The sequence below is a fragment of the Sinorhizobium sp. genome, assembly GCF_059070375.1.
The window spans coordinates 345,001-371,438 of sequence record NZ_JCACWC010000004.1; the positions used below are offsets into that span (position 1 = coordinate 345,001).

Sequence of the window (26,438 nt, forward strand, 5' to 3'; positions counted from 1 at the left end):
GAGCGGTCGAAAGATCGTTTCGAGACGTCCGAGCCCAGTCCCGAAGAAGCCATGGATGGTCTAGCCGACCGGACGTGGAAGAGGGTCTGGAGGTAGGAAGGAAGTCTTGTCGTCAGGGCATGATCGTTGTTGGGGTGTTCTTCGGAGCGCGCCTCTGACGGTCGTGTCGGATTGGTGTTGCCTGACCGCGCATCACCGGACAGATCTCGAGAAGCTGGTCTTAAGATATGGCCTCGAAGTCGCTCGGCGTGACTTTTGTGAGGACCATATCGAACACGTCGATGGCATCATGAGATGGTCCGATTGTAAAAGGTAATCGGATCTCTGGGCGGCATTTGCGGCACATTCAGTTGTGCCCGGATGGCCAGGTTTGGCTGCCCTGCAAGGCGACAAGCCGAGTGGGTAAGCTTAGCCAAACCCAGATAGTGATGAGCATTGGCAATGAGAACGATCAAGTGAAAGAAGGGCATTTGGTGGATGCCTTGGCATGCACAGGCGATGAAGGACGTGATACGCTGCGAAAAGCCGTGGGGAGCTGCGAATGAGCTTTGATCCATGGATCTCCGAATGGGGCAACCCACCTTAGATGCTTGGAAAATCATTTTGGTTGGCCGCTGGTATCGAAGCCTTGAGGCTTCGCAAGGCCAGAGGCCGTCGCCGGTTATCCGGCGTCAAGAAACCAAAGTGGTTTCCAAGCATTGTTGAAAGGTATCTTATCCTGAATTCAATAGGGATAAGAAGCGAACGCAGGGAACTGAAACATCTAAGTACCTGCAGGAAAGGACATCAACCGAGACTCCGCAAGTAGTGGCGAGCGAACGCGGACCAGGCCAGTGGCAATGAGGAATGAAGTGGAAGGATCTGGAAAGGTCTGCCGCAGTGGGTGACAGCCCCGTACACGTATAACACTCATTGTCCTTGAGTAAGGCGGGACACGTGAAATCCTGTCTGAACATGGGGAGACCACTCTCCAAGCCTAAGTACTCGTGCATGACCGATAGCGAACAAGTACCGTGAGGGAAAGGTGAAAAGCACCCCGACAAGGGGAGTGAAATAGAACCTGAAACCGGATGCCTACAAACAGTCGGAGCCCGCAAGGGTGACGGCGTACCTTTTGTATAATGGGTCAACGACTTAGTGTGACATGCAAGCTTAAGCCGGTAGGTGTAGGCGTAGCGAAAGCGAGTCTGAATAGGGCGTTTAGTATGTCGCATTAGACCCGAAACCGAGTGATCTAGCCATGAGCAGGTTGAAGGTTGGGTAACACCAACTGGAGGACCGAACCCGCATCTGTTGCAATAGATTGGGATGACTTGTGGCTAGGGGTGAAAGGCCAATCAAACTCGGAAATAGCTGGTTCTCCGCGAAAACTATTTAGGTAGTGCGTCGACCGAATACCCTCGGGGGTAGAGCACTGGATGGGCTATGGGGACTCACCGTCTTACTGATCCTAACCAAACTCCGAATACCGAGGAGTACTAGTCGGCAGACACACGGCGGGTGCTAACGTCCGTCGTGAAAAGGGCAACAACCCTGACCTCCAGCTAAGGTCCCCAAGTCATGGCTAAGTGGGAAAGGATGTGAGGATCCCAAAACAACCAGGATGTTGGCTTAGAAGCAGCCATCATTTAAAGAAAGCGTAACAGCTCACTGGTCTAAATAAGGGTCTTTGCGCCGAAAATGTAACGGGGCTGAAGCCATGCACCGAAGCTGAGGCTTATACACTTAGGTGTATAGGGGTAGCGGAGCGTTCCGTAAGCCAGTGAAGGGATACCCGTGAGGGGTCCTGGAGGTATCGGAAGTGCGAATGTTGACATGAGTAACGATAAAGAGGGTGAGAGACCCTCTCGCCGAAAGACCAAGGGTTCCTGCTTAAAGTTAATCTGAGCAGGGTTAGCCGGCCCCTAAGACGAGGCGGACACGCGTAGTCGATGGGAACCACGTTAATATTCGTGGGCCTGGTGGTAGTGACGGATTGCTCAACTTGTCCGGACTTATTGGATTGTCCGGGCGGGGACGCGGTTCCAGGAAATAGCTCCACCGTATAGACCGTACCCGAAACCGACACAGGTGGTCAGGTAGAGTATACCAAGGCGCTTGAGAGAACTATGTTGAAGGAACTCGGCAAATTGCACGCGTAACTTCGGAAGAAGCGTGACCCTTTTCTACGCAAGTAGGATGGGGTGGCACAGACCAGGGGGTAGCGACTGTTTATCAAAAACACAGGGCTCTGCGAAGTCGCAAGACGACGTATAGGGTCTGACGCCTGCCCGGTGCTGGAAGGTTAAGAGGAGGGGTGCAAGCTCTGAATCGAAGCCCCAGTAAACGGCGGCCGTAACTATAACGGTCCTAAGGTAGCGAAATTCCTTGTCGGGTAAGTTCCGACCTGCACGAATGGCGTAACGACTTCCCCGCTGTCTCCAACATAGACTCAGTGAAATTGAATTCCCCGTGAAGATGCGGGGTTCCTGCGGTCAGACGGAAAGACCCCGTGCACCTTTACTATAGCTTTACACTGGCATTCGTGTCGGCATGTGTAGGATAGGTGGTAGGCTTTGAAGCGGGGACGCCAGTTCTCGTGGAGCCATCCTTGAAATACCACCCTTATCGTCATGGATGTCTAACCGCGGTCCGTCATCCGGATCCGGGACAGTGTATGGTGGGTAGTTTGACTGGGGCGGTCGCCTCCGAAAGAGTAACGGAGGCGCGCGATGGTGGGCTCAGAGCGGTCGGAAATCGCTCGTCGAGTGCAATGGCATAAGCCCGCCTGACTGCGAGACTGACAAGTCGAGCAGAGACGAAAGTCGGTCATAGTGATCCGGTGGTCCCGCGTGGAAGGGCCATCGCTCAACGGATAAAAGGTACGCCGGGGATAACAGGCTGATGACCCCCAAGAGTCCATATCGACGGGGTTGTTTGGCACCTCGATGTCGGCTCATCGCATCCTGGGGCTGGAGCAGGTCCCAAGGGTTTGGCTGTTCGCCAATTAAAGCGGTACGTGAGCTGGGTTCAGAACGTCGTGAGACAGTTCGGTCCCTATCTGCCGTGGGTGTAGGAATATTGACAGGATCTGTCCCTAGTACGAGAGGACCGGGATGGACATATCTCTGGTGGACCTGTTGTCCTGCCAAGGGCATAGCAGGGTAGCTATATATGGAAGGGATAACCGCTGAAGGCATCTAAGCGGGAAACCCACCTGAAAACGAGTATTCCCTTGAGAACCGTGGAAGACGACCACGTTGATAGGCCGGGTGTGGAAGTGCGGCAACGCATGAAGCTTACCGGTACTAATCGTTCGATCGGCTTGATCGTTCCCATTGCTTATGCTCATCAAAGATGAGCATCATTCTTCTGTCCTCACGCTGACGCGATCGCAAGATCGCTGCGCTGCGGACGGCGCGCCGGACAACCGGCGGCTCGGCTCTGCCGGCTGCTGGAATGATCCGGACAAGACATCAAAAAAGACGTGTTCAAAAGAAGTCGAGGCGTTAAACCGCCCGCTTCACCAGCTTCTCAATTCGGTTTGCGCCCTTAAGGCGCAAATCTTGCGCTTTGCCGACCTGGTGGTTCTGGCGGGGTGGCTGCACCCGTTCCCATTCCGAACACGGCCGTGAAACGCCCCAGCGCCGATGGTACTTCGTCTTAAGACGCGGGAGAGTAGGTCGCTGCCAGGTCTGCAAATCGCAAGAGAAACAAACCGATCATCTTCTCTCATAAGGCCGAAACAAACCGGCCAACAAACCGACCTTTTTACTGCGCAAAACTCGGACGAATAACGAGATTTTTGCCGCGCAAAACTCGGATAACGCGGGGTGGAGCAGCCCGGTAGCTCGTCAGGCTCATAACCTGAAGGCCGCAGGTTCAAATCCTGCCCCCGCAACCAAACATTACAAGCACTTAGCGGAAAAACGCTGAGACGGGGCAATCGTCCATCCGCGCTCGGGCGACGAATCGGGCGACAAACCGGGCAGCGCGGCGGCTGCCACAGCTTTGCGTCCGCACTGCGGACTGGCGCGCCCGCGTCGGACACGAGGCTTGGAGACCCGGCTACGATCCGTCTCCTCCGCGCGGGGTAGTCGGTCTTGTCGACCATCCGCTCCATCGAGCTTGCCCTCTCTCGTTATCCGGGGAATCGGTTGCGCATCCACAGATGCACGTCCACTCTCCACCAGACGCGTTTGCCTCCGGGCAGACGGCCGGACTCTGGAAAGATGCGCTTTTTCAAGTACCTGTAGATCGTCCTGCGTGAAAGCGTCGTCAGCAGGCATACCTCACGGAACGTGTAGAAGCCGATCGTATTCTCCAGCATCATTGTCGTCACCTCCAGGCAAACGCAAACACTTTTCCGATCGGCTCCGCGTGAATTTGCGGGTCCGCCCAATTGCTCTGTCTCGATTCGTGAAGGGAATATTGCATGAAAATCCCGGATTGTCGAGTCCGGCGACATGTTCATTCCAAGATGGTCTTGCTTTATCCGCAAATAGTTGACAATTGTGGTGACGGCATAGAAAAAAATTCCTTCCAGCTCGAATCTCGTTGATGTTTCTTCGACGCCGGAGTCGCAGATCAGGCGCATACGCCGACGCGCCATCCATCATATAGGTTGACAAGGCCGCAATATCGCGTAATGCTCATATAGTGAGCGTAGTGGCCATGTGTACGCTTATAATGTAGTGATTGAACACAAACACATCGGTTCCACTACGCCGAGGGATGCCGCTGGTCGGCCCCGTTAAGAGTCAATCGAGTCCTTTGCGGCTCCTACTAAGTCCAGATCCGGCGGTGCGTCCCATGGGACGCGATCAAGGATTCAAGCGTGCTTGCGTCTGACCTCGATCCACCAGGAATCCTTGGGCGACGACGCATGTCGCTCCCCAGGCGTAATGTTGGCAATTATGATAGGGCACCTCCGGACCTCGAGGCGGTTTCGCCTGCAAAACTGCCAAGCAGGATTCGATCCATGCGGGCATGGGATCGAGGAGAAGATTCGGCTGCGCTGGATCACGGCGGCGCCCGAGGCTGTTCGATCCTGCTGGCTGCAACAAGCATCTAAGCGCCCTAATCCGGATTCAAGAGGCAACAGCCGAGGTTCTATTCGGCTTCGCAGCGGTCACAGCCGTCGCCGGCAACCTTCTAATGACGTCCGATGGATCTCCGAAATTCGGTAGCAACTGCCACCAGCATCTCCGGTCCAAAATGTGACCCGGCCGAGTCGGGAATGAAGGCATAGTCGAGGTCGTGGCCCTCCGGTGCGGAGTATATACTCGAATGCGTATCGATTTGGCCATCTTCAAGTCCGAGTTAAAATGCTTCTCATTTGAACCCGTACACAATGCGAGTCCTTTCCGGTGTGCGGCGCTACCGGGAAATCAGGGACGCTATCGACGAGCGGCAGCAATGGGTGGAAGAACGCCGTTCGTCTTGCTCATCTGACGAGCAAGTTGCGCCACAAGCGGAAGTACGCCCAGCCGAGCCATGCGATATAACCTGTTACGTAGCAAGTATCAGGAATTGTGCGACATGCTATGCGTCATTAGTCATTCGCCAGTAGCGAACTCGACCACTTCTGAAACTAGCTTTGCGTCTAGGCCACCGAACCATGATAGCCCAAGGAAGCACATCCCCCCGTTCCTTTGTGCCTCCGTCCATCCAGACAACCCTGCGCACGCGATCCCCGGCCCAAGCCTGGAACGGAGCCACGCCTGCTGGACTTGTAACGCGACAGCCATCTTTCCGGTGATGGATGACCAATGTTGGGGCCAAGAGCGCAGGATCATGAAGAATATCCGCGACGCCATCCAGCGGCCCTGAGTGTGAGTTCAGCTCGCCGGACGCGAGAACCACTTTGTCAGGTTTCCGCCCTGGGCCAGCGCTTTTGCCGTTCGCCGAGTTGCATTACCTCGAGCAACAATCGTGACCGGGCGGTTCAGACGACCCATGTATTCCACGGCCTCGCGGAGACTGGTTTCCTTATCGACAAGCAGGATATCGAACCCGCTCGCCGCAAAAGCGTCCCTGTTTCTGATAATCGCGCTTAGTGCCTGATCTCTGAAGGTGCCATCCGCGTCAACATTCAGACGCTGACTGCCTCCAGCCAGGAGAAGCAGGCTTCCTTTTGGGTTTCCTACCTGCACTAAAATATTCGCAACGCCACCAACGTACACAGTCTTCCCGTTCGAGACCGAGTGTCGCGGCTCTTCCTCGGCGCGCAATCGATCTGCGGCGGACCATGACAAGGTGATCGCCAAGGGCAGGTAGAAAATACGTGACCTGAAGATTTTCATGAACCGCACCTCTATTCGTTGGCAGAATCCCCACACCCGCGACAAGATATTGGAGTAACACGTTATAGGAAATGTGCGACACGTCCGCCGCTTTGCGCCAAAAGCGGTCATCCGGGTTCGCTTTCTAATGTGGGGCACTCGACCCACTCAAGACGACCTGCGGCGATTCCGATATTCCCAGAGCGTTCAGAAGCTTGTCGTCTAGTGCGGTCAGGGGAGGTGGTGTGAAAACCCCACGCTATTTGCGGGAGCGAGCGACGTCCCACCTCCCCAGAGTCAAAGTAGATGCCCGGACGCCTCAGGTCTCGAGATCGAGGATCGCTATGTCCTCCGGCTTTCGGAACTCCAGGATGGCGTAGGCGACCTCCAGATGGGCCTCGTGCGTCGAGAACACTTCCAGAGCCTTGCGATCCTCAAGTTCGGCAACGAGACCGAAGTCGAAGTTACCCTCGATCCCGAGGTCGAGGCCCGCCTTCAGCGATACCAGGCCGGGTATCGTGCCCACGAGCGCTTCGAGGCGCTGGCTAGCATCCACGAGCTTGTCTTTAGGTGTGCCTTCCGTAACGCGGAACATCACGATGTGTTGGATCATGGTATTGTCTTTCTTGGGTGTTGAGGATTCAGACAGGTGCGATCACTGTGCGGTGAAGCCACCGTCGATGACAATGTCGGCGCCCGTAACGAAGCGAGCCTCGTCGGAGGCGAGGAACAGCACGCCGTAGCCGATATCCACTGGCTCGGCGGCAAAGCCCATCGGCACCTTAGCCAGCACGGCTTCGGTCACTTCTTTTGAGAAGCTCTCCATGATGGGCGTGCGAATGAGGCCCGGCCATACCGTGTTCACCCTGATACCGTCCTTGGCGACGCCGATCGCGATTTCCTTGGTGAGCCCGCGCAGAGCGGACTTGGTCGAGGAGTACGCCACAGAGCCACCGCTGATGCCGCCCACGAGACCGGCCGCCGACGAGATATTGACGATGGATCCACGGCCATTCTTCTTCATCTCCGGCATAACAGCCTTGATGCCCAGCAGCGTGCCCGTGAGATTGACCGCAAGGATCCGGTTCGTTTCTTCAACGTCGATGTCCCAGACGTTCCCGCGGGTCTTGCCAGGCATTGCGGCATTGTTGATGAGGATGTCCACGTGGCCGAACTCTTCAATGGCCTTGGCGACGACGGCAACCCAGTCGCTCTCGCTCGCGATGTCATGCTTGACGCCAACGACGGCCTCGAACCCGATCTCATCGTTGATCTCCTTGACGGTCGCAGTCAGCATCGCGTCATTCAGATCGGTCGCGATGACCTTAGCCCCCTCCTGCGCGAACAGCTTGGCCTCAGCCTTGCCTTGCCCGCCAGCAGCGCCCGTGATGATCGCGACTTTGTCGTTTAAACGTCCCATGATTTTTTCCTTTATGTTGAGGTTGATTGGTTTCTAGCCGTTGCGGCAGGCCGCAGCGGATCGTTCGCAAGCGCGGATGACGGCGCGTGCGTTCGTTTCGTGACGAACCGTATTGGTGGACCGTGACTGCGCTACATGTTGATCGCGCGGGCGACGCGGACGCCCCATTCCTCGTCGGGGTCGGTGGTGCTGTCGCCCAGACGCTCCTGCATTACGGCCACCGCGAGGTCGCGGCGCTTGGGCAGACGGGACCTGTCGGCGGCCGCCAGGGCCGGACCCATCTCCGCGCGTGTCAGGTCTGTACAGTACCCTGGCGCACCAGCCTGCTGACGCCACGAGTCCGCCAGCGAGCCGGCGTCGAAGGCGTCGAACCCAGTATCCTCGACTAGCGCCATGGCGACCCGCCGGTCCCGGATCTTGTCTGCCGCGACGGGGATAGCAATACGGCCCTCCGCCCCCGCCGGCTGGCCCTTCTTGGCGAAGGACGCGGATCCGACCGCGTTCCAGGCCTTGACTATCGGGCGACCCAAATGCCTGGCGACCCAGATGCTTTCGACTTCGCCCTGCTCGATCGCATCGATCCTACCGTCCCGCTCCGGGTAGTAATTGGATGTGTCGATGACCACCGTCTCGGCGGGGAGGCCTGCGACTCGAGAAGCGATCTCAGGCAGTCGGTTCAGAGGGATGGAGAGGATGACGGCCTCCACGTCATCGAGCGCCTCCTGCTGCGTGACCGCACGAGCGCCGGATGCCAGGAGGTCGGCGACGACCGTTCCCGGTCCGCGGGAATTGGCGACCTTCACGTCGTAGGCTGCCGCACTGAGCGTCCGGACTAATGTCGCACCGATATTTCCGGTCCCAAGGATACCAATTTTCATGATCTATCTTCCGCTAACTGTTGTGTTGCTGTCGAAAGTATGAGTAGGTGTTTACGTTGGCAAGAACCGACTAAAAAGTTATATACACACCAAAAGGTAAGTATGATGGTTGATCGCGACTGGCGATGTGAAGATCCGAAGCAGCAACTCGTCTGGGCGGCAGCGACAAGCGAAGCAATGCGCGTCCTGGAGGGCAAATGGAAGTTTGTCATCATCTTCCAGCTCTTTGCAGTAAAGAAACCCCTGCGATTTTCGGAGCTTCAACGCCGTGTCGAGGGCGTGAACCAGAAGATGCTGATCCAGCAGCTCAAGGAGTTGGAGAAGGACGGAATTGTGACCCGGACAATTTATCCGCAAGTGCCGCCCAAGGTGGAATATGCACTCAGCGAAATGGGGTTCGCTCTCGGCCCCACAATTGAGGCCCTGATCGACTGGACCTTCCTGCGACGCGCCGCGTCTGGGCAGTCTGAGCAAGTGCCCTAGCATCACCTCCGGCGCTGCGCAGCGTCGGACACCCTGGCTTGGGGCCGGCGGCCCGCTATCCCAAGGCACGGCAACCCGTACAGTTACCTTTTGGTGTGTATATTACCAATGGGTGTGTTCTTGCTAGCTCCTCCACCTACCCCTACTTTCGTGAGTGATGTTGCAACTAGCGAAAGGCAGGACCATGAAGATCGGCGTTATCGGCATAGGAAATATCGGCGGCACGCTCGCTCGTAAGCTCAGTGCAGCGGGACACGACGTCCGCGTTGCAAACTCCAAGGGACCCGATGCGGTGCGTCCCTTTGCGGATGAGATCGGCGCCACGGCGACCGACGCCCGCGGTGCGGTCGACGGCGTTGACCTGGTCATCCTCTCGATCCCGTTTCCCGCCGTCGCGAACTTGCCGAAGGATCTCTTCGACAGCCTTCCTGGCTCGGTTCCGGTGGTCGACACGGGCAACTACTATCCTGGCATGCGCGATCCGCAGATTGCGGAGATCGACGCAGGGAAGACCGAGAGTGTCTGGGTCGCAGAACAGATCGGCCGTCCCATCATCAAGGCGTTCAATAGCATCCTGGCCTACTCCCTGGCCGAGCTCGGCCGTCCGGAGGGCGCACCGAACCGCCTGGCCATCCCCGTTGCAGGCGACGATCCCGCGGCGAAGACGCTGGTGATGGGCATCGTCAACGAGGTCGGCTTCGATGCTGTCGACGGCGGCACACTTCAAGAGTCGTGGCGTCAGCAGCCGGCAACTCCCGGCTACTGCTGCGACTTCGATGCCGCGACCACGAAGAAGGCGCTGGCTGCGGCGGTCCCAGGCGAAGCCCCTGCCATTCGTGACCGGCTTCTTGAGAACATGAGCGTGTCCGGGCCAAGACTGACCCATGACGATATGGTCGCCATGAATCGCGCGGCAAATCCCCTGAACTGAGCATCGCCGCAAGGGACCTTGCGGGCAGATCGGTCGCCGCTTGGCAGCCGATCGAGCGGGGCGACTTCGCCCCGCATGCCAACTTGTATTAAGGACTATCATGACAAAGCCGAAGATGATCATCGGCATGCATCTGGGTAACGGCTACGGCTCGCAGCCCAGTGCGTGGCGCATGCCGTGGGTGGATCCCATGAGCTACACAAGTTTCGACGCCAAGGTTCGCCATGCGCAGGCGGCAGAACGCGGCAAGCTCCAGTTCCTGTTTCTGCCGGACGGGCCGACCCACCTCGCCGCCGTTGACAACGAGGCCCCCCATTACAATCTCGACGTGATGCTCACCCTCGCGGCGATCGCCCGCGAAACCAAACGCATCGGGCTGGTCGCGACCGGCTCCACGACGTTCAACGAGCCCTTCAACCTGGCGCGCCAGTTTAAGGCGCTAGATGTCATGAGCCACGGCCGCGCCGGGTGGAACGCGGTCACGTCCAGCGGCGAGGACGTAGCGGCGAACTTTGGCAGGCGTGTCCCGCCACGCCAGGAGCGGTATGCCCGCGCCCATGAGTGCATCCAGGTCGTGCAGGCCCTGTGGGGTAGCTGGGGCCGCGACGCATGGGTTCATGACCAGGCCTCAGGGCAGTTTGCCAATGGCGACGAGGTCGTGCCAATCTATCTTGGCGGCCAGTTCGTCGCCTCCCGCGGGCCGCTCTACATCCCGCCCTCGGAACAGGGCCAGCCGGTCATCTTCCAGGCGGGCGGCGGATGTAACGGCCTGGAACTGGCGGGCCGCTACGCCAGCGGGGTCGTCGGCGCGACCTTCAGCATCGAGGATGCGCGCAACCAGCGTCTCGCCATCCGTAACGCCGCCGAGCGCGCCGGACGCGATCCCGAAGAGGTCAAGTTCTTCGCCGGACTGATGACGACCATCTCCCCTGACAAGCGCGCCGGCCTCGACCGCCGCATCAAGCTGACCGGGCGCACGTTCGCGCAGCGGGCCGCTTATCTCAGCCAGATGCTCTCACTCCGTCTCGACGCTGCCCGGATGGACGAGCCGTTGACGGAGGAGCAGTTGGCGGCGGCACGTCCTGCGCCCTCGGATCCTCGTTCCGTGCTGGCACTGAAGGTCGCGCGCGAGGGCTGGAGCCTTCGCGACATCCTTGCCCACGGCGTGATCGACTACCATCCCGTGATCGCAGGGCCTCCGGTCGAGGCGGCCGACCACATGCAAAAATGGTTCGAGGCAGGGGCCGTCGACGGGTTCTGGATATCTCCGGATGTCTACGACGACGGTATCGACGCCTTCGTGGACGGCGTGGTTCCGATCCTCCAGGAGCGCGGCCTGTTCCATCTCGACTACGAGGGCGCCACTCTTCGCGACCATCTCGGTGTTCCCGCGCAATACGGGATCGATCCCCGCATCGCCGGCTGAAACACCGCACACCCAACCCAATCAGGAGACCACAATCATGAAAATCGGCATCGTAGGCGCAGGCGACGGCAGCTACGGCAGTAATCAGCCGAGAAATGCGCGAACCTTCTCCATCGTTGTCGGACATTCTACGGCAGTCTTTTTGTGACCGCTTTGGGCCGAAAACCGCCTTCTGGTAAACCGCGGCATTCGCAGCCGGACCCAATGTCCTTCTTGCGCATCACGGGTTGTAAGCATATCGAGTTTGAATGATCGAAACAGAACGCCTCACTCTCCGGCCCCCCATTCATACCGACTTCGAAGCTACGGTGGACATGTTCGCCGAGGAAGCTGTCATGCGTCACATCGGCAATGGTCCCTTGGATCGCAGCGAGGCTTGGGCGCGATTTCTACGTGATGTCGGGCACTGGGAAGTCATGGGGTTCGGTCTATTCTCGGTAACAGAGCGAAGCACCGCGCAATATGTCGGCAAGCTCGGCTACGCGACATTTGAGCGTGATCTTGGCTGCCATGCCGGGACCAGCGTAGAGATGTCGTGGACACTGCGCTCGCAGTACCATGGATGCGGCTATGCCACTGAAGCTGCAAGGGCGGCGCAGCATTGGTTTGAGAGAAATCATAGGCAACGTACGGCATGTTTGATCGCTGCGGGAAACGCCCCCTCCATGAAACTCGCCACGCGTCTGGGGTATAATGAGGTAGATCGCCTGTCACGTGACAGAGGCGAAGCGGTTGTTATGGTTCGGTAACCTATCCACCAACAGCGATGCAGGTGAAGCGCCATATCAGGCTGCATCGGGCACTTCGGTGGGCGCTGATGCGCCAACTCCGGACATTGCAGTGGTCGCAAAATTCCGTAATCTTTTGCGCTGTCTGCGGCGTCAAATGAGCTGTTTAGGATGATGTGATAAACCTAAACCAAGTCACTGTGACGATGCCCAACCTCGACGAGGGCTGGGCATTTTACTGCGCTCTCGGCTTGGTGCCGGTGGTGGATGCTCGGCCCGACTATGTGCGCTTTGTCTGCCCTGACGGCGGCAGCACGTTCTCCTTGCACAAGGGCAACGACGTCAGCGCGGGCACTACCGTCTACTTCGAATGCGACGACTTAGATGACAAATATCATAGCCTAGTGGCTGCAGGAATTTCGTTCTCGACCCCGCCCCAGGACCAGAGCTGGCTATGGCGGGAAGCTGAGCTTTTTGACCCCGGCGGAAATCGTATCCTGCTGTATCTCGCTGGGAATAATCGCATTGATCCGCCGTGGCGGATCAAATCCATTGAGACATAGACCGCGCGGCTGGTCCGCTTTGGGCCGACAGGAGACGGAAAACCTCGACCGGAAAGCGCCATGAGCGGTCATCTCGAACATGGTTCGCGATGACCAAAATGGGGCCGCTTCCGGACAGTCTACTTTTGGTGCTCTTGTTGCCCAAGCCGACGCTCTACGCTTGTCACACTAGCCCGTCGGGCAGACGCCTCTCACTTCAGGATTCTCGAAGCCTGCTGACGGAGCCGCGTTCGAACATGCTGTGCAAGGCCAGTATATCGCGCTGTGTTTTCGGCAAGAATCAACTTATCAGTGAGTCTCGGAAGTCGCCATAGCCTTTGCCGGGGAACCTATGCCAAGTGAGATAGTGCACAATCCTGACCAATACATGACCGCCTTGCGTACTATCATAGCCGGAGGCAGGAAACGAATCGGACTACTGCTCGGTGCCGGCGCTTCAGCAGGAATGAAGAAAGAAGACGGGACCTACCCTCTGATCCCAGCGGTTGCCGGTTTGACCAAAATTGTCCTCGATGAACTCGAGGGTGAATATGGAACCCAGATCGCCGAGCTGAAGAAGGAGCTTGCGCCCAAAGACGACATCGAGACACTCTTGTCCAGGATCAGGTCACTGGCGAAAGTGATAGGACCGGCCAAGATCCATGACTTGGATGGTCCGGGATATGCGCAGTTCGGCGAGCGCGTTTGTGAGGAAATCGGGAAGGTAGTGACGGTGACACTGCCTGCGACCGGCTCGGCCTATGGCGACATTGTGACCTGGATAACGGGCGCCGGTCGTGATCATCCGATTGAGATCTTCACCACGAACTATGATTTACTGCTCGAGGAAGCGCTGGAGCGCGTGCGCGCGCCATACTTCGACGGCTTCACGGGTGGTCGTGAGCCTTTCTTCGACCCAGTTACGGTCTCCAACAACGACCTGCCTGCACGATGGACCCGTCTTTGGAAACTGCACGGGTCTCTGGGATGGTGCTCTAACAGCAAGGATGAGGTGATCCGCACGGGAAAGGACAACGCTCGGCACCTCGTCTTCCCTGAGCACCTCAAGTACGAGCAGACGCAAAAGGCACCCTACGCGGCGCTCCTCGATAGGTTGCGAGCCTTTCTCGCCACTCCGGACACGCTGCTCATCTCGATCGGGTTCTCGTTCGCAGACGCTCATATCTCGGCGCGTATTGACGAAGGACTTGCCGCGAACCCATCCGCTAGCGTCTTTGCGTTCCAGTTCCAGAAGCTCGCTAACGAAACATGGGCCAGAGAGCTCGGTCGTCGGCTGCCCAACTTCAGCGTCTACGCACGAGATGCGGCGCTAGTGAATGGTTCGGAGGGGCCGTGGCGTGTGCCATCGGAGCTTCCCTCAAAGGACTGGGGGCCAATTCGGTCCTCGTACTGGTCGGAACCTCCTGGAGGGGGCCCGCACGAGTTCACGCTCGGAGCAATCGAACCGTTCGCTCGGTTCTTCTCTGCTTCGCGTTCCACGCAGGTGTTTCTGACGCCAGCCGAACCTGCCGCGGCGGCCGTACCGACCGCACCTGCCTCTACGGTGGCCTGATGAGCGCACCAACCCTCCTTGGTCACGTTGGAGCTGTGGCCGGCGCAACCATCAACGTGCGGCAGTTCGAAGGAACCGCCTCAGGTATAGCTATCATAGGCGGACGCAGCTACCGCATCGGGCAGGTCGGCAGTTTCGTCCGCATCCCGCAGGGCTATCACGACCTTTACGGCATCATCTCCGACGTGGGTGCTACGGCCACGCCTGAGACACTGGTTGACAGCGGAGCCAGAGGTGACCGCTGGATCAAGGTGCAGCTTGTTGGCGAGGTCCTAGAAGCAACCTTTGAGCGAGGGATTAGCCAGTATCCGGCGATCAACGATCAGGTGCACCTCGTCGTAGAGGAAGATCTCGCGCGCATCTACGGGACCGCTGACACGGGGCAGGTGACTATCGGTAGACTGTCGGGAGCCGAGAGCATCCCCGTCCGCGTCGATCTGGACAAGCTCGTGACTCGCCACTCCGCCGTCTTAGGATCGACGGGCGCTGGCAAGTCGACCACGGTCACGAGCCTGCTTCGCTCCCTTTCCGTCGGGCAGGGTGACCACTCCAGCTTTCCAAGCGCACGGGTGCTCCTGATGGATATCCACGGCGAGTACGGTCGCGCGCTTAGAGAGGCCGCCAAAGTTTTCCGGGTGAATCCGCTCGAGAGTGAGGAACGCCTCTACGTTCCCTATTGGGCACTTGATCTGGATGATCTGTTGACCTTCCTGCTCGGCAAGACCGAGGAGAAGGCGCTAACCGCTATACAGGACCGTATTCTCAAAGCGAAAACTTCAGTCTTAGCCCAAGCGAACTATCCGGGTGTCGATGTCAACTCCGTTGCCGCCGGTAGTCCTCTGCCCTTCAGCCTGAAATCGCTTTGGTTCCAGTTGATCGATCCAGAAATAAAAACGTGGATTGAGAACACTCAGCAGACGTCGGCTCAAACCGTTCCAGGCGACCCTGAAACACTTACGGCGCCTACCTATCCGCTGCCGGGTCAAGGCGGCTCTTCGCCGTTCGCAAACAAAACGAACGTCCTGTCTATCCGGCGCCAGCTCGAACAGCTTAGGACAAGGCTCCTGGATCGTCAGTATGACTTCATGCTCCACCCTGGACCTTGGGAACCGAACCTAAGCGGGGTTCCGCAGAACGACCTGCCGCAACTGCTCGAGAGCTGGCTCGGGCACGATCGTCCGATCACCGTGCTGGATTTGTCTGGCGTGCCGAGCTCAATCCTGATGCGCCTAATCGGAGGCATCCTCAACATTATTTACGAGAGCCTCTTTTGGAGCCGCGAGATGCCGGAGGGTGGACGGGCGCGGCCTTTGCTGGTGGTTATGGAGGAGGCACATCGCTACCTGGGCCGGGACGACTCCAACCTTGCGCGGGATGCCGTCCAGCGCATTGTTAAGGAAGGCCGAAAGTTCGGTCTCGGCGCTATGATTGTGAGCCAGCGCCCATCCGAGATCGACGAGACCATTCTCTCACAGTGCGGCACGTTCTTCTCGCTGCGCCTCTCCAACTCGTCAGACCGCAACAAGGTTCAGGCCGCTCTACCTGACAGTCTTAGTGGCATTGTAGACAGTCTACCTGTGCTTCGTACAGGCGAGGCGGTGATCACCGGCGAAGCTGCCAAGCTGCCTGTGCGATGCAGGATTACCCTCCCCGAGGAAGGCAAGAGGCCCGCCAGCGAAGATCCGCGCGTTGCTCACAATTGGAGTAAGGAACGCGACAATGAAAACTACGTGAACGTCACTGCTGCGTGGAGGTCACAAAACCCACGATGGACGGAGGATTGAATGGAACGATACCCAGTTAGCTCGTCAAGTTTGACTTCAGTCGGCTACGACGCGAACTCAGAGACACTTCAAGTGGAGTTCGCCGCCACGGGAAAGGTCTATGAATACTACAATGTGCCCCAATTTATGTACGATCGGCTGCTTGAGGCCGCCTCTATCGGACAGTTCTTCAACGCTGAAATTAGAAACGCCTATTCCTGCAATCCGGTCTGATTAGATAATTCTAATGGACGTCAGCAACCAAGCGAATCGCCGATGCCTGCAATCGGACGGCGGTAACAGAGTTCGAACGACCAACATCGAGAGCGTGTGGAATGCGTGCGGCCGAATCCGGTGTCGTTCACTCGGGAGCAGGCTTGTAGCCTCACCTCTTCTCGCAACGCGAGCTGAAAATTGGGAGAACGTTCTCGGTTTCGTCACTCGCGACATGTGGTTGCAAGCTGCACGATCAAAAGCGCTCGCTCGCGTCGAATGGCCATCAGGCGTAGCAAACATCGATTACTCGTCTGAGGACAAGCATAGATGAGCGAAGATTCAGATTCAGGTTCCAAGAACGATCAGAAGACTCTTCGCGATCCGAGGCTATAGCTGGGTTCGGAATTGGGCAGCTCGCCGCTTCCCTGCGCTGATCGACTCCGAGAACATCAAAATTAGCCGCGACTACTTCCGGAATAAAGACATAGAGGAAATACCGGCCAGCATACCGTTGGTCACCCAGCACACTGCATTGAAGAGAGTGTATGCGGCCGAATTCTACACTCCTGCACATGCTGAGCAACTGTTCGTTGCTTTGAAAAACTTGGGGTGGAACTCCGCGGAAACGCCGTTCCGCACCAATGCCGCAGAATGGGTGGCAAGATCACGCAAGAGCTCGGGCGGAATCTGGCTCAACCTCGGTACCATCGTGCCACCCGGTAGCAAACAGGTCTACAGGGATGCCACCGCTGGCGAGCTTCCCGATGGGTTCGACGCCGCCCAAGCTGAGTTCTTGTCCATAAGCCCCTCACTGAGTTGTATCGTCGTCACCTTCGACGCGAAGACAGATGCCGAAGGGGTCTACGAAAGGATCGCTCGCTCCTCTCTTGGCACGAGGTTGATTCGTACCAAGCGGGGGCATTCAATTACCCATCCTCGTGGTATCAAACGGCAAAGCATCGCGGAGGCCCGCAAGGGCTTTCGGAGTAGCATTCTCGGTTGGTTCAAGACCAACCTGCCTGGCGCTTTTTCGACCAGTGGGAACTTGGAATTGTTTCCGACATGTGAACTGCTGTTCGTGGATGGCATCCGTACCAGTGATGGTGAGGCGACCCGCAATCTATGGAATGAATATCTCGGCTTGGACTACGGCGGGGCACGTTGGGACAGTTCCGATCTGCCAGGACTGACGTTCGCTCATCCGGTTTCGCACGTGGAGAGCGAGAAAGGGCATTCCGTCCTTTACGTGGAGCGGAGCGACCTGAAGGCAATCGACAATGCGATTTGTGGAGGTGACAGCGACGACGCCTACCTCAATAGGCTGTCGATGGAGCTTCCAGGCTTCATCGGCCACTGGGGCATCAGTGCGCTCCTACGGCTCTACCAGGAAGAACTGAGCGTCGTGCGTGACGGTACGCCGTCCTCGAGGCGCTCAGGAGACGCGGCCAGAGCGATAAGGCGACTTCAGAGGGTTACCTCTAGCAGCATCGACGTATCATTACTCGCCGCCGAATTGCCGAACGCCTTTCAGAACGTGCTGTGGAATAATGGTGACTTCTTACTTCAGGAGGATGGGCGGGCGCCGCTCAGCCTAATAGCTGCCTCGACGCAGAGGTCGATGGACTTATTGGAGCGGCTAAGTACATCAGATCGAGCAATCCGGGACCTTCTGGTGCAACAAGGAAATCTGATCAATGCTCTGGAAGCAATCGCATCGCAACGAACCATGTCCAGGCTGACGGTCCTCATGACCGTGCTGACCGTTGCTATTCTCGTGCTGACAGCCGTGATGGCTGTCCCCGTGCTGTTCCCGGAGGCGCCCGCAGCGGACATGGCAACGAAAGCCAAATAGAGCGCCTCCATCGGGAACCCAAGATATGCAGGAGACGGCCTTTGAAGAAGCCGAAGCTCTCTGCATGTCCGTTGTTGGCGAGGATGATTTTGCCGGTACTGATCGAGCCCTGAGGAGTCTTGACGAGCCATCCTTGCCCAGTGCTCTCAAACGACACTGCAGGTGTTCGCTCGTATACCGTGATGGGCTGCCGAAGGCAGTCCGCGACACCTCGAATGTATGCAGCGGGCTGCACGATTACGGAACCCGGAGTGTACAGAGCGGACGTATAGGATCGAGTGCCTGTTACCTCGGCAATCTCTCGCGCATCGAGGAGCCGATGGTCTTCGCCGAGCTGTTTCAGTTGTGCGGCATAGCCGACGAGGTGATCATCACCCTCTTTGCTGATCGCCACGCTGTATCGGCCACACGGATCGAAGATCTCCCGGCTCCATCCCTCTTTCTCAGCTATGACCTTGGCCAAGGCAATCGCGCTGCGACTGATGAGAATCTGCTGCTTGCTTTTGCTTGCGGAGTCGCCACCATAGTCGTCGGACGAGACTTCATGCGGCAGATCGATGATAAACCCGGAGTTACGTCCGGCAGCGCCTTCGCCGACAGCGTCGGCCTCTAGTACCGCGACCCTGGTTGTTGGGTCGAGTTCAGAGATGCGATGGGCTGCAGAGAGTCCGGCAAAGCCCGCGCCGATGATGACGACGTCCGCGGTAGAACACCCCTCAAGTCGGGGCCTTCCGACGCGGGGCGGAGGCATCGCGACCCGAGCCGAAACACCCGTGTGTTTCGGGAGCTTCGAGGCAACGAATACCTTCTTCGAATTCGTTCTCACGATTCCGCCTCCCGCTCGGCAAGGTCTCCGAGGGCCGCCCGCAAAGCTTCAATCCGATCGCCGTTCAATCGCCTCAGCGGCTTGCGCGGGCTGCCCGCGCCGTAACCGGTGAGTTCCGCTGCCGCGTACACGGATTGCACATAGTCGCCTTCCCAGATCAGCGACATGACAGGCTCGAGGGCTGTCCAGATTTCACGCGCTTCCTCCCACTTTCGCGCCGATGCGGCCGACACCTGGGCAAGGCAGGTGCGCGGCGCAAAGTTCGCGCCACCCCAGATGAGCCCGCTGCAGCCGGCATAAAGTGCATAGGGTACGAGCTGGTCAGCGCCGTTCATGACGGGAAGACCCGTGCGTATGAGCGACGTCTGTTTGCCGAGATCGCCGCTGCTGTCCTTCACGGCGCAGAAGCCGGGGATGGCGCAAAGCTCTTTCAGCAGCGACGGGGTGACGGCGACGCCCACGGCCTGCGGCACGTTGTAGCCGATGAAGGGCAGACCCGCTTTCGCGACTTCCGCATAGAAATCAATGATGCCCTGATCGTCGGTCGGCCCCTCGAAGAACGGCGGCAGGACCATGACGCCATCCGCGCCGCAATCGGCGGCGTGCCGCGTACGCTCTACGACCTCGTCCGTGAGAAGGGCTGAAGTCTGCACTATGACCTTCGCGCGCCCGTTGATGATCTTCGCGCCACGCTGCACGAGCTCTTTGGATTCTTCCTTTGACAGGTAGACGTGCATGCCGGTCCCGGAACTCAGCACAAAGCCAGGGACACCGATCGCCAGGTACCGTTCGATGTTTGCTTCCAACCGGGCGAAATCAATGCGACCTTCCCCGTCGAACGGTGTGGTGATCGCGAGGTTGAGGGCAGGGAAAGGAAAGTTCGTCATCTTGGAGTTCCGGCATCGAAAAGTTTCAGCCATGTACTGATCGTGCGTCTACTTCTGAGAGCAGGCGGGCCGATCTTTCCGCTCAAGGCCTGGACACGGTTCGGGCCAGCCAAGTTTGTGAAGAAAGTGCTGGCAATGACGGGGTCACTGCCAGCGAAGCACTTGCCGGGAACAGGAGGTGACCCAACAAGTCGGGGAACGCCAACTCAAAACTCATCCGCTGACCGCATTTAGGAGATCATGTCGTGAAATCACGCCGACCGGTCGTTTGCCATCGGAGACCGTGATAACTCCATCGTGTTCTTTCGCGACCTGCAGGAGTTTCGACAGTTTGTCTGACGCGAGCACCGAGGGGCCGGAGGGGGCCGGGGTCTGTCCGGCGGCAAGGGCCTGCATCACCTTCCCGGCGGAAACCAGCTCCAGTCGGGAAATTCCCTTCACGAAATCAGCGACGTAATCGTCGACGGGCTCCGTCACGATTTGCTCGGCGGTACCCACCTGCACGAACCGGCCGTCCTTCATGATGGCGATGTGCGTTCCCAATCGGATCGCTTCGTCAAGGTCATGGGTGATGAAGACGGTCGTCTTCTTGAGTACTTTCGAGAGATCCAGAAATTGCTCCTGAAGTTGCCGCCTGATAAGAGGATCGAGTGCCGAGAATGGTTCATCCATAAGGAGTATTTCGGGATCAGCAGCCATCGCAATTTGACTATCTGATTGGCAGATTTCGTAAAGGCTTGAATCCTTATGACGGGCCTTCATTGGACGTTCGCCCCTGGAGTTTTCATGAGCATTCTTACAAGAGGCGCTTTCCTTGCCATCGCATTCGCGCTCTGACGGTTGCCGCCGGCCAACCTGCTCAACGTTTCGACATTGACGACCATCCTCGACGACAATCGAAAGCGGCTGGACGCTGCCTTCTCAGCGTTCGGGGAGTGAAGCGATGGGCGCGACGAAACAATCCATCATGCACTACCTCCTACGACAGGGATGGACGCAGCAGACGAGCAGGGACGGGGCGCTCACCCGGTTCGTCCGCGCCGACGGCGACGGGAGTCCTCCCGTGAACATCTTCTTCTCGACAGAGAGTGGCGGCGCCGATGCAGATCACGCCGAACTGGCGGCTGCACTGGAGACCATTCGGCAGGTCTACGGTCTTTCGGTATCAGCTCTTCTAGCGATGCTGGCGTCGCTGAGCTACGACAAGATACTCGCTACGGTTCCGGACGACTATCTGAGGCATAATCCATCGAGCTGCGGGCTGCCAGATCGTACCTGAACGGGATGAAGGGGATGATCGCCGCGTCGGCGACGACGGTGGTAACCGGCGAACGCTCCTTCCGGCGCACGGTGAAGGAAGCCAAAGAGTTCGCAGATGGGTGCCGTTTCGCGCACACCTTCAAAGGAACCTTCGGTCTCGCGATCGAGTCTCCCGTAGGATTGAACAACCAGACCCTGATGCCCTTCGTCGAACCGGAATTGCCGCTCGGCAGGAAGACACTCCGACGCATTGCAGTGGGCCTTGAATCCTTAAAGGAAGCCTATGCTCAGGATGACCTGGGGCCGATCCTTTCTGCGCCCGAGGGCCTGAATGCCACCATGTGCAACGAACTCGTCGGCATCATTAAAGGAACTGGAATCCCTCGGATCGAGCTTTCCTTCGTCCTTCCCCGGAGTGGGAGCCCGAAGCACCATTGCCGGCGCCGTTCAAAATCGAGAGCCGCCACCGTGACATTCTGAAGGATGCCTCTGCTCGCCTCCCGGCGACGAGAGGACGTCTCCGAGCCCAGTTAAGCGACGGCCGAAGTGTGCCTCCGCGGAGGGGATTGCAGGAATCCAAAATTGTGGGTGCTCAGTCCAAGAGCCCGTGACCGCAGTCCGAAATTATATGGCGACGTTCAGTTTGGTCTGCGAAAGTTCTCGTTCTGTGGGTTTTACGTCGCATAATGTATCGACCGGAACTCTGCGCTCGGGCCGCCGCATGAAGATTCCTTCTCCGAAGTGGTTGGCGTTTTCCTCTTCGAGGGCCTTCAAGTACTTCGCCTCGAAGGGTCACTTGACCTCAAGAGCAAACGACATGTCGCTTCGTCTCCCGTGCCTCGATGAAAGTTGCTCAGGGCACCTAATTGTCAAGGCTTTTGGCGACGCGTCACATAAGCGGTAACCGCGTCCGCAATCATCTGCTTGTGGCGGTTATAGAGACCCGGTTCTGACAGATCGCAATGAAAGATGGTGCCGAAGGTGTATCGGTTGGACACGCGGAAGAAGCAGAACGCGCTTATGAGCATATGCAGATCGACGGCGTCGATGTCGCTGTGGAAGACGCCTTCCCTGCGGCCTCGATCCAGGATTTCGTCGATGGTCCTAACGATGGACAGGTTGAGGTGACCGATTTCCGATGACCGCTTCATATGGGCCGCATGATGGATGTTCTCGATGCTGACCAGCCGGACGAAGTCCGGGTTCTTCTCGTCGTGATCGAAAGTACTGGCGATCAGTGTCCGTAGCGCTTCGATCGGGGGCAGGTCAGCGAGCTCAAGATCGGCTTCGAGCGAGCGGATCTTGCGATAGGCCTTTTCAAGAACCGCAAGATAAAGACCTTCTTTGCTGCCGAAATAGTAATAGATCATCCGCTTGGAGGTGCGTGTTTTCTCGGCGATCGAGTCCACTCGGCCGCCCGAAAGGCCAAAGGCGGAGAACTCCTCGGTAGCGACCTTCAGAATATCCTCCTTGGTTTTCTCCGGGTCGTTCTTCCGGCTTTCTCGTTCAACTAGCTTGGCCATCTTCCCCATCCACCTCGGGCGGCGGCACGCTCGCCCATCTGCAACCACTTCATATTGAGCTTGGCCTCGGCTTTCAATCGAGCTTCGATTGACACGGACTGGTTAGTACATTATCAATTTCGCCCATAATGTGTTGGAGGAGCGCCGCTGGCGGACATGTTCGACATCGTCCAGAGCCGGTGTTCAGCGTGGTATGAAAACAGTCGGCATTGCATCTTTTCAGGCGGGATTGATCGGAAAGGGCATCCAAGCGTCCTTGACGCCAGCCTTGCATATGGCAGAGGGGCGGGCGCAAGGTTTCGAGTATTTTTACGAGTTATTTGACCTGGACGGGGTCGACGGCGGCGAGCCTCTGGCCGATCTTCTCGCGGAGGTGGAGCGGCGGGGACTCGGTGGTCTGAACATCACGCATCCCTTCAAACAACAGGTAATCGAGTTCCTCGATACGCTGTCAGACGAGGCGGTGGCTCTTGGCGCTGTCAACACTATTGTCCTGCGCGACGGACGAAGGCATGGGCATAACACCGACTGGTGGGGGTTTGCCGAAGCCTTCCGCCGTGGCCTGCCTCATGCCGATCTGACCTCGGTAGTGCAGCTTGGAGCCGGTGGCGCAGGTGCTGCCACCGCCTTTGCAATTCTGCGCTCCGGAGCAGCCGCACTGACGATATTCGACGAGGACGAAAATCGCGCGCTGGCAGTGGCAGAGAATATGCGGCGGCATTTTCCCGGTGCGTCCATCAAGGCCGGGGCCGACCTGCCGGAGGCGATGGCGGCTGCCTCGGGGCTGATCCATGCGACGCCGACGGGGATGGCGAAGTATCCAGGCTTGCCCTTGCCCGCGGATCTTCTGCGCTTTTCCTTGTGGGTGGCCGAGATCGTCTACTTCCCGCTGAGCACCGAACTGCTGATCGAGGCCGCGCGCCGCGGGTGCCGGATCCTGAATGGCGGGGGTATGGCGGTCTTTCAGGCCGTGAAAGCTTTTCAGCTCTTTACCGGCGTCGAACCTGATGCCGAACGTATGCTGAGGCATTTTGAAGAGATGACGCGCATTCGCGGTCAATCCGCACGCGCGGCAGGGGGTGGTCGATGAGAACCTCGATCGCGACAGTCTCCATAAGTGGCGAACTTCCCGTGAAGCTGGAGGCGATCGCCAAGGCGGGTTTCGATGGTGTCGAAATCTTCGAAAACGACTTCCTCGCCTTCGATGGAAGCCCTCGTGACGTTGGTCGGATGGTGCGTGACTTCGGTTTGGAAATCACGCTGTTTCAACCGTTTCGGGATTTCGAGGGCATGCCGGAGCCACACCGTACTCGAACGTTCGAGCGTGCCGAGCGGAAGTTCGACGTCATGCAGGAACTCGGGACCGATCTCCTTCTTGTCTGCTCCAATGTATCGCCGGTTTCCCTGGGAGGCATCGATCGCGCCGCTCAGGATTTCTACGAACTCGGTGAGCGGGCTGCAAAGCGGGGCCTGCGGGTTGGTTACGAAGCCCTGGCGTGGGGGCGCCATATCTTCGATCATCGCGATGCCTGGGAGATCGTCCGCCGCGCCGATCATCCGAACGTTGGACTGATCCTGGATAGTTTTCACTCTCTGGCCCGCAAGATCGACATCGGCTCGATCCGATCGGTGCCGAAGGACAAGATTTTCATCGTCCAGTTGGCGGATGCGCCGCTCATAGATATGGATCTGCTCTACTGGAGTAGGCACTTCCGCAACATGCCGGGGGAAGGCGATCTTCCGGTCGCGGACTTCGTGGCTGCGATCGCAGACACCGGCTACGACAGCTATTTCTCCCTCGAAATCTTCAACGACCAGTTCCGGGGCGGCTCGGCCACGGCGATCGCGGCTGATGGCTATCGCTCGCTGATCTATCTGGGTGACCAGGTGCGGCGCAGGGAGGCTGCGACCCTTTCCGTCCCGCCAATGCCTGATCGTGCGGCAGTGAAGGGGGTAGCGTTTATCGAGTTTTCGGTGGGTGAGGGCGATGCCGAGCAGTTGATCGCCATGCTGCGCACGCTCGGGTTCCATAAGACCCGAGCGCACAGAACGAAGGAGGTCAGCGTCTATCAACAGGGCGAAATCCGCATCCTCGTGAACACTGAAACGATCGGGTTCGCCAGTGCCGCCTATGCCGTACACGGAGCCTCGGCCTATGCCATGGCACTGGAGGTGGAAGACGCGAAAGCTGCACTCACACGAGCCGTAGCGCTGGGCGCAGAACCGTTTAGTCAGCCGGTCATTCCTGGGGAGCTTGAGGTGCCGGCGATCCGCGGCGTAGGCGGCGGGTTGGTGTATTTGATCGATGCAGCATCCGAACTCGGCCGGATCTGGGAGGTGGACTTCGTACCTGTGTCCGACGAAGAGCAGACGACGACAGCGCACCTGATCGCGGTCGACCATGTGGCGCAAACTGTGGCCTATGACGAAATGCTCACTTGGCTTCTCTTCTACACCTCGATCTTCGAGGCCGAGAAGTCCGCAATGGTCGACATCATCGATCCCGCCGGGGTGGTTCGCAGCCAAGTCATCGAGAACGGCGAGGGGACCTTACGCATCACCCTGAATGGCGCAGAAAACCGACGCACTCTGGCTGGACACTTCATAGCTGAAAAGTTCGGCTCGGGTATCCAGCATATTGCGTTCAAAACCACCGATATCTTCGCGACCGCCGAGGCGCTGCGGGCCAACGGATTCCAACCGCTGCGGATCTCGCTGAACTACTACGACGACGTCGAAGCACGCTTCGGCCTCGATCCGGAGCTGACGGAGCGATTGAAGGCGGAGAACATCCTCTATGACCGGGACGAGCAGGGGGAGTACTTCCAGCTTTACAGTGGGACCTTTGCCGAGGGTTTCTTCTTAGAGATCGTCCAACGAAACGGATATCGCGGCTATGGGGCCGCCAATGCGATTTTCCGAATAGCGGCTTTGAAAAAGCAGATTAGGCCGGAGGGAATGCCGGTCGTATGACAAGGATCATTCCAAAATCGCGTGTTGAGTGCCTGGTACGGTCTCGCGATCGACTTGGCGAGACGCCCCTATGGTGTGAGCGCACGAAGAAGCTCTGGTGGCTGGATATCGAGAACCCAAAGCTGCAGAGCTACGATCCCTCGGCAAGCTTCCACGAGATCTTCCCGATACGCGGAACGACATTTGTGGGCAGTCATGCCCTGACTTCGACCGGCATTCACCTTCTGGCACACGATTTGGACCTCGTCCTGCAGACTCCTAATGGGGGAGTCTCGGAAACTGTCGTTGAAGTTGAAAGGGATCTCGACAACCGCCTCAACGATGGGCGAGTTGACCGATGGGGCCAGTTCTGGGTGGGGACTATGGACAACCAGCTTCAACGACCCACCGGGGCACTTTACCGGGTGAGCCCATCCGGGGGTGTAACCAAAGTTTTTGGTGATGTGATTGTCAGCAACGGGATTGCGTTCTCGCCGGATGGCCGACGGTTCCATTTCACAGACACGCGGCGCTACCAGAGCTGGGTCTTCGACATGGATCCGGAGGATGGGGCAATCTCCAACCGACGATTATTTGCCGACTACTCAGCAACTGGCGAGAGGCCCGACGGTGCATGTTTCGATGCAGACGGCGGCCTTTGGACGGCCTTTTTCGCCGGTGGCCGCGTCGTGCGCTACAATCCGTTAGGTCAGATAGACACCATCATAGAATTGCCGGTGAGCAACGCAACCTGCGTCTGCTTCGGAGGAGAAGACTTCCGAACTTTGATGATTACGACGGCAACAAAATTTCTATCGGAGGAGAAGCTGGCGTCGGAGCCAGTCGCGGGGGCAGTGTTCGCCGTGCATGGGGTCGCCCAGGGGACGCCGGAAAACAGGTTCGGCGTGTGAGGAC

At 58.2% G+C, this 26,438-nt stretch carries 21 protein-coding genes, 1 tRNA gene, 2 rRNA genes and 3 pseudogenes; 17 read left to right on the forward strand and 10 right to left on the reverse strand.

The features are described 5' to 3' along the window. Nucleotides 1-449: 449 nt before the first annotated feature. From AC5J09_RS27915 to AC5J09_RS27925, 3 genes are all read left to right on the forward strand, one after another. Nucleotides 450-3,312: ribosomal RNA gene (locus AC5J09_RS27915) — 23S ribosomal RNA — on the forward strand. A gap of 247 nt (nt 3,313-3,559) precedes the next feature. Then, nucleotides 3,560-3,674: ribosomal RNA gene (rrf, locus tag AC5J09_RS27920) — 5S ribosomal RNA — on the forward strand. Between the two features lie 132 nt (nt 3,675-3,806). Next, nucleotides 3,807-3,883: transfer RNA gene (locus AC5J09_RS27925), tRNA-Met, on the forward strand. A gap of 237 nt (nt 3,884-4,120) precedes the next feature. Here the strand turns inward: AC5J09_RS27925 and AC5J09_RS27930 are convergent. The 6 genes and pseudogenes from AC5J09_RS27930 to AC5J09_RS27955 form a co-directional block, all read right to left on the reverse strand. Further along, nucleotides 4,121-4,576 carry a helix-turn-helix transcriptional regulator gene (locus AC5J09_RS27930; protein ID WP_494299072.1) on the reverse strand — a complete coding sequence of 152 codons (456 nt, stop codon included), beginning with the start codon at nt 4,574-4,576 and terminating at the stop codon, nt 4,121-4,123. Nucleotides 4,577-4,907: 331 nt separating this feature from the next. Further along, nucleotides 4,908-5,012, reverse strand: a pseudogene (locus AC5J09_RS27935) (non-homologous end-joining DNA ligase); the annotation flags it as partial. Nucleotides 5,013-5,819: 807 nt separating this feature from the next. Next, nucleotides 5,820-6,284: a hypothetical protein gene (locus AC5J09_RS27940; protein ID WP_494299073.1), complete on the reverse strand. Its 465-nt coding sequence runs from the start codon at nt 6,282-6,284 to the stop codon at nt 5,820-5,822. A gap of 298 nt (nt 6,285-6,582) precedes the next feature. Further along, nucleotides 6,583-6,876 (reverse strand): Dabb family protein, encoded by a 294-nt coding sequence (locus AC5J09_RS27945; protein ID WP_494299074.1) that lies wholly within the window; start codon nt 6,874-6,876, stop codon nt 6,583-6,585. Nucleotides 6,877-6,918: 42 nt separating this feature from the next. Further along, nucleotides 6,919-7,683 (reverse strand): SDR family NAD(P)-dependent oxidoreductase, encoded by a 765-nt coding sequence (locus tag AC5J09_RS27950; protein WP_494299075.1) that lies wholly within the window; start codon nt 7,681-7,683, stop codon nt 6,919-6,921. A gap of 131 nt (nt 7,684-7,814) precedes the next feature. Beyond that, nucleotides 7,815-8,561 (reverse strand): NADPH-dependent F420 reductase, encoded by a 747-nt coding sequence (locus AC5J09_RS27955; protein WP_494299077.1) that lies wholly within the window; start codon nt 8,559-8,561, stop codon nt 7,815-7,817. Between the two features lie 102 nt (nt 8,562-8,663). Between AC5J09_RS27955 and AC5J09_RS27960 the strand changes: the two genes are divergently transcribed. The 9 genes from AC5J09_RS27960 (at nt 8,664) to AC5J09_RS28000 (ending at nt 18,075) form a co-directional block, all read left to right on the forward strand. Further along, a complete protein-coding gene (locus tag AC5J09_RS27960) occupies nt 8,664-9,044 on the forward strand; it encodes a winged helix-turn-helix transcriptional regulator (protein ID WP_494299078.1) in 381 nt (126 codons plus the stop codon). Between the two features lie 184 nt (nt 9,045-9,228). Then, nucleotides 9,229-9,975 (forward strand): NADPH-dependent F420 reductase, encoded by a 747-nt coding sequence (locus tag AC5J09_RS27965; protein ID WP_494299079.1) that lies wholly within the window; start codon nt 9,229-9,231, stop codon nt 9,973-9,975. 100 nt (nt 9,976-10,075) lie between these two features. After that, nucleotides 10,076-11,401, forward strand: coding sequence for an NtaA/DmoA family FMN-dependent monooxygenase (locus AC5J09_RS27970; RefSeq protein WP_494299080.1), 1,326 nt, complete (start codon nt 10,076-10,078; stop codon nt 11,399-11,401). Between the two features lie 248 nt (nt 11,402-11,649). Further along, nucleotides 11,650-12,150: a GNAT family N-acetyltransferase gene (locus AC5J09_RS27975; RefSeq protein ID WP_494299081.1), complete on the forward strand. Its 501-nt coding sequence runs from the start codon at nt 11,650-11,652 to the stop codon at nt 12,148-12,150. A 158-nt stretch (nt 12,151-12,308) separates the two neighbouring features. Beyond that, on the forward strand, nt 12,309-12,692 hold the full coding sequence (locus AC5J09_RS27980) for a VOC family protein (RefSeq protein ID WP_494299143.1): 384 nt from the start codon (nt 12,309-12,311) through the stop codon (nt 12,690-12,692). A 445-nt stretch (nt 12,693-13,137) separates the two neighbouring features. Further along, the gene (locus AC5J09_RS27985) at nt 13,138-14,244 is read left to right on the forward strand and encodes an SIR2 family NAD-dependent protein deacylase (RefSeq protein ID WP_494299083.1); all 1,107 of its coding nucleotides are present in this window, start codon (nt 13,138-13,140) and stop codon (nt 14,242-14,244) included. After that, a complete protein-coding gene (locus tag AC5J09_RS27990; protein WP_494299084.1) occupies nt 14,244-16,028 on the forward strand; it encodes an ATP-binding protein in 1,785 nt (594 codons plus the stop codon). The genes AC5J09_RS27985 and AC5J09_RS27990 overlap by 1 nt, the downstream gene beginning before the upstream one ends. Next, on the forward strand, nt 16,029-16,241 hold the full coding sequence (locus AC5J09_RS27995) for a KTSC domain-containing protein (protein ID WP_494299085.1): 213 nt from the start codon (nt 16,029-16,031) through the stop codon (nt 16,239-16,241). Between the two features lie 493 nt (nt 16,242-16,734). Beyond that, nucleotides 16,735-18,075 carry a hypothetical protein gene (locus AC5J09_RS28000; protein ID WP_494299086.1) on the forward strand — a complete coding sequence of 447 codons (1,341 nt, stop codon included), beginning with the start codon at nt 16,735-16,737 and terminating at the stop codon, nt 18,073-18,075. A gap of 22 nt (nt 18,076-18,097) precedes the next feature. Here AC5J09_RS28000 and AC5J09_RS28005 read toward each other — a convergent pair. The 3 genes and pseudogenes from AC5J09_RS28005 to AC5J09_RS28015 all read right to left on the reverse strand — a co-directional run. Beyond that, nucleotides 18,098-18,901 (reverse strand): annotated as a pseudogene (locus AC5J09_RS28005) (NAD(P)/FAD-dependent oxidoreductase); the annotation flags it as partial. Next, nucleotides 18,898-19,788, reverse strand: a complete 891-nt coding sequence (locus AC5J09_RS28010) for a dihydrodipicolinate synthase family protein (protein WP_494299087.1) — start codon at nt 19,786-19,788, stop codon at nt 18,898-18,900. The gene AC5J09_RS28010 and the pseudogene AC5J09_RS28005, both read right to left, overlap by 4 nt. A gap of 213 nt (nt 19,789-20,001) precedes the next feature. Next, nucleotides 20,002-20,490: pseudogene (locus AC5J09_RS28015) on the reverse strand (CBS domain-containing protein); the annotation flags it as partial. Nucleotides 20,491-20,731: 241 nt separating this feature from the next. Here AC5J09_RS28015 and AC5J09_RS28020 point away from each other — a divergent pair. Both AC5J09_RS28020 and AC5J09_RS28025 read left to right on the forward strand, forming a co-directional pair. Then, nucleotides 20,732-21,067, forward strand: coding sequence for a hypothetical protein (locus tag AC5J09_RS28020; protein ID WP_494299088.1), 336 nt, complete (start codon nt 20,732-20,734; stop codon nt 21,065-21,067). A gap of 14 nt (nt 21,068-21,081) precedes the next feature. After that, nucleotides 21,082-21,528, forward strand: a complete 447-nt coding sequence (locus tag AC5J09_RS28025) for a hypothetical protein (RefSeq protein WP_494299089.1) — start codon at nt 21,082-21,084, stop codon at nt 21,526-21,528. 389 nt (nt 21,529-21,917) lie between these two features. Here AC5J09_RS28025 and AC5J09_RS28030 read toward each other — a convergent pair whose 3' ends face one another. Next, a complete protein-coding gene (locus AC5J09_RS28030; RefSeq protein ID WP_494299090.1) occupies nt 21,918-22,580 on the reverse strand; it encodes a TetR/AcrR family transcriptional regulator in 663 nt (220 codons plus the stop codon). A 184-nt stretch (nt 22,581-22,764) separates the two neighbouring features. Here AC5J09_RS28030 and AC5J09_RS28035 point away from each other — a divergent pair, with 184 nt between their 5' ends. Genes AC5J09_RS28035 through AC5J09_RS28045 form a run of 3 tightly spaced genes read left to right on the forward strand, consistent with a single transcriptional unit; the run spans nt 22,765 to nt 26,434 of the window. Continuing rightward, nucleotides 22,765-23,661 (forward strand): shikimate dehydrogenase, encoded by an 897-nt coding sequence (locus AC5J09_RS28035; protein WP_494299091.1) that lies wholly within the window; start codon nt 22,765-22,767, stop codon nt 23,659-23,661. Beyond that, nucleotides 23,658-25,544, forward strand: coding sequence for a bifunctional sugar phosphate isomerase/epimerase/4-hydroxyphenylpyruvate dioxygenase family protein (locus AC5J09_RS28040; protein WP_494299092.1), 1,887 nt, complete (start codon nt 23,658-23,660; stop codon nt 25,542-25,544). The genes AC5J09_RS28035 and AC5J09_RS28040 overlap by 4 nt, the downstream gene beginning before the upstream one ends. Next, nucleotides 25,541-26,434 carry an SMP-30/gluconolactonase/LRE family protein gene (locus AC5J09_RS28045; RefSeq protein ID WP_494299093.1) on the forward strand — a complete coding sequence of 298 codons (894 nt, stop codon included), beginning with the start codon at nt 25,541-25,543 and terminating at the stop codon, nt 26,432-26,434. The genes AC5J09_RS28040 and AC5J09_RS28045 overlap by 4 nt, the downstream gene beginning before the upstream one ends. Nucleotides 26,435-26,438 lie beyond the last annotated feature (4 nt).

Bases quoted from the DNA above. Each gene is read 5' to 3' on its own strand.
- AC5J09_RS27930 (WP_494299072.1), bottom strand. From the start codon at position 4,576: ATGCGCCTGATCTGCGACTCCGGCGTCGAAGAAACATCAACGAGATTC.
- AC5J09_RS27950 (WP_494299075.1), bottom strand. From the start codon at position 7,683: ATGGGACGTTTAAACGACAAAGTCGCGATCATCACGGGCGCTGCTGGC.
- AC5J09_RS28025 (WP_494299089.1), top strand. From the start codon at position 21,082: ATGATCGCCGCGTCGGCGACGACGGTGGTAACCGGCGAACGCTCCTTC.
- AC5J09_RS27995 (WP_494299085.1), top strand. From the start codon at position 16,029: ATGGAACGATACCCAGTTAGCTCGTCAAGTTTGACTTCAGTCGGCTAC.
- AC5J09_RS27955 (WP_494299077.1), bottom strand. From the start codon at position 8,561: ATGAAAATTGGTATCCTTGGGACCGGAAATATCGGTGCGACATTAGTC.
- AC5J09_RS28040 (WP_494299092.1), top strand. From the start codon at position 23,658: ATGAGAACCTCGATCGCGACAGTCTCCATAAGTGGCGAACTTCCCGTG.
- AC5J09_RS27965 (WP_494299079.1), top strand. From the start codon at position 9,229: ATGAAGATCGGCGTTATCGGCATAGGAAATATCGGCGGCACGCTCGCT.
- AC5J09_RS27970 (WP_494299080.1), top strand. From the start codon at position 10,076: ATGACAAAGCCGAAGATGATCATCGGCATGCATCTGGGTAACGGCTAC.
- AC5J09_RS28030 (WP_494299090.1), bottom strand. From the start codon at position 22,580: ATGGGGAAGATGGCCAAGCTAGTTGAACGAGAAAGCCGGAAGAACGAC.
- AC5J09_RS27960 (WP_494299078.1), top strand. From the start codon at position 8,664: ATGATGGTTGATCGCGACTGGCGATGTGAAGATCCGAAGCAGCAACTC.
- AC5J09_RS27945 (WP_494299074.1), bottom strand. From the start codon at position 6,876: ATGATCCAACACATCGTGATGTTCCGCGTTACGGAAGGCACACCTAAA.
- AC5J09_RS27940 (WP_494299073.1), bottom strand. From the start codon at position 6,284: ATGAAAATCTTCAGGTCACGTATTTTCTACCTGCCCTTGGCGATCACC.
- AC5J09_RS27990 (WP_494299084.1), top strand. From the start codon at position 14,244: ATGAGCGCACCAACCCTCCTTGGTCACGTTGGAGCTGTGGCCGGCGCA.
- AC5J09_RS28045 (WP_494299093.1), top strand. From the start codon at position 25,541: ATGACAAGGATCATTCCAAAATCGCGTGTTGAGTGCCTGGTACGGTCT.
- AC5J09_RS27975 (WP_494299081.1), top strand. From the start codon at position 11,650: ATGATCGAAACAGAACGCCTCACTCTCCGGCCCCCCATTCATACCGAC.
- AC5J09_RS28020 (WP_494299088.1), top strand. From the start codon at position 20,732: ATGGGCGCGACGAAACAATCCATCATGCACTACCTCCTACGACAGGGA.
- AC5J09_RS28010 (WP_494299087.1), bottom strand. From the start codon at position 19,788: ATGACGAACTTTCCTTTCCCTGCCCTCAACCTCGCGATCACCACACCG.
- AC5J09_RS28035 (WP_494299091.1), top strand. From the start codon at position 22,765: ATGAAAACAGTCGGCATTGCATCTTTTCAGGCGGGATTGATCGGAAAG.
- AC5J09_RS27985 (WP_494299083.1), top strand. From the start codon at position 13,138: ATGAAGAAAGAAGACGGGACCTACCCTCTGATCCCAGCGGTTGCCGGT.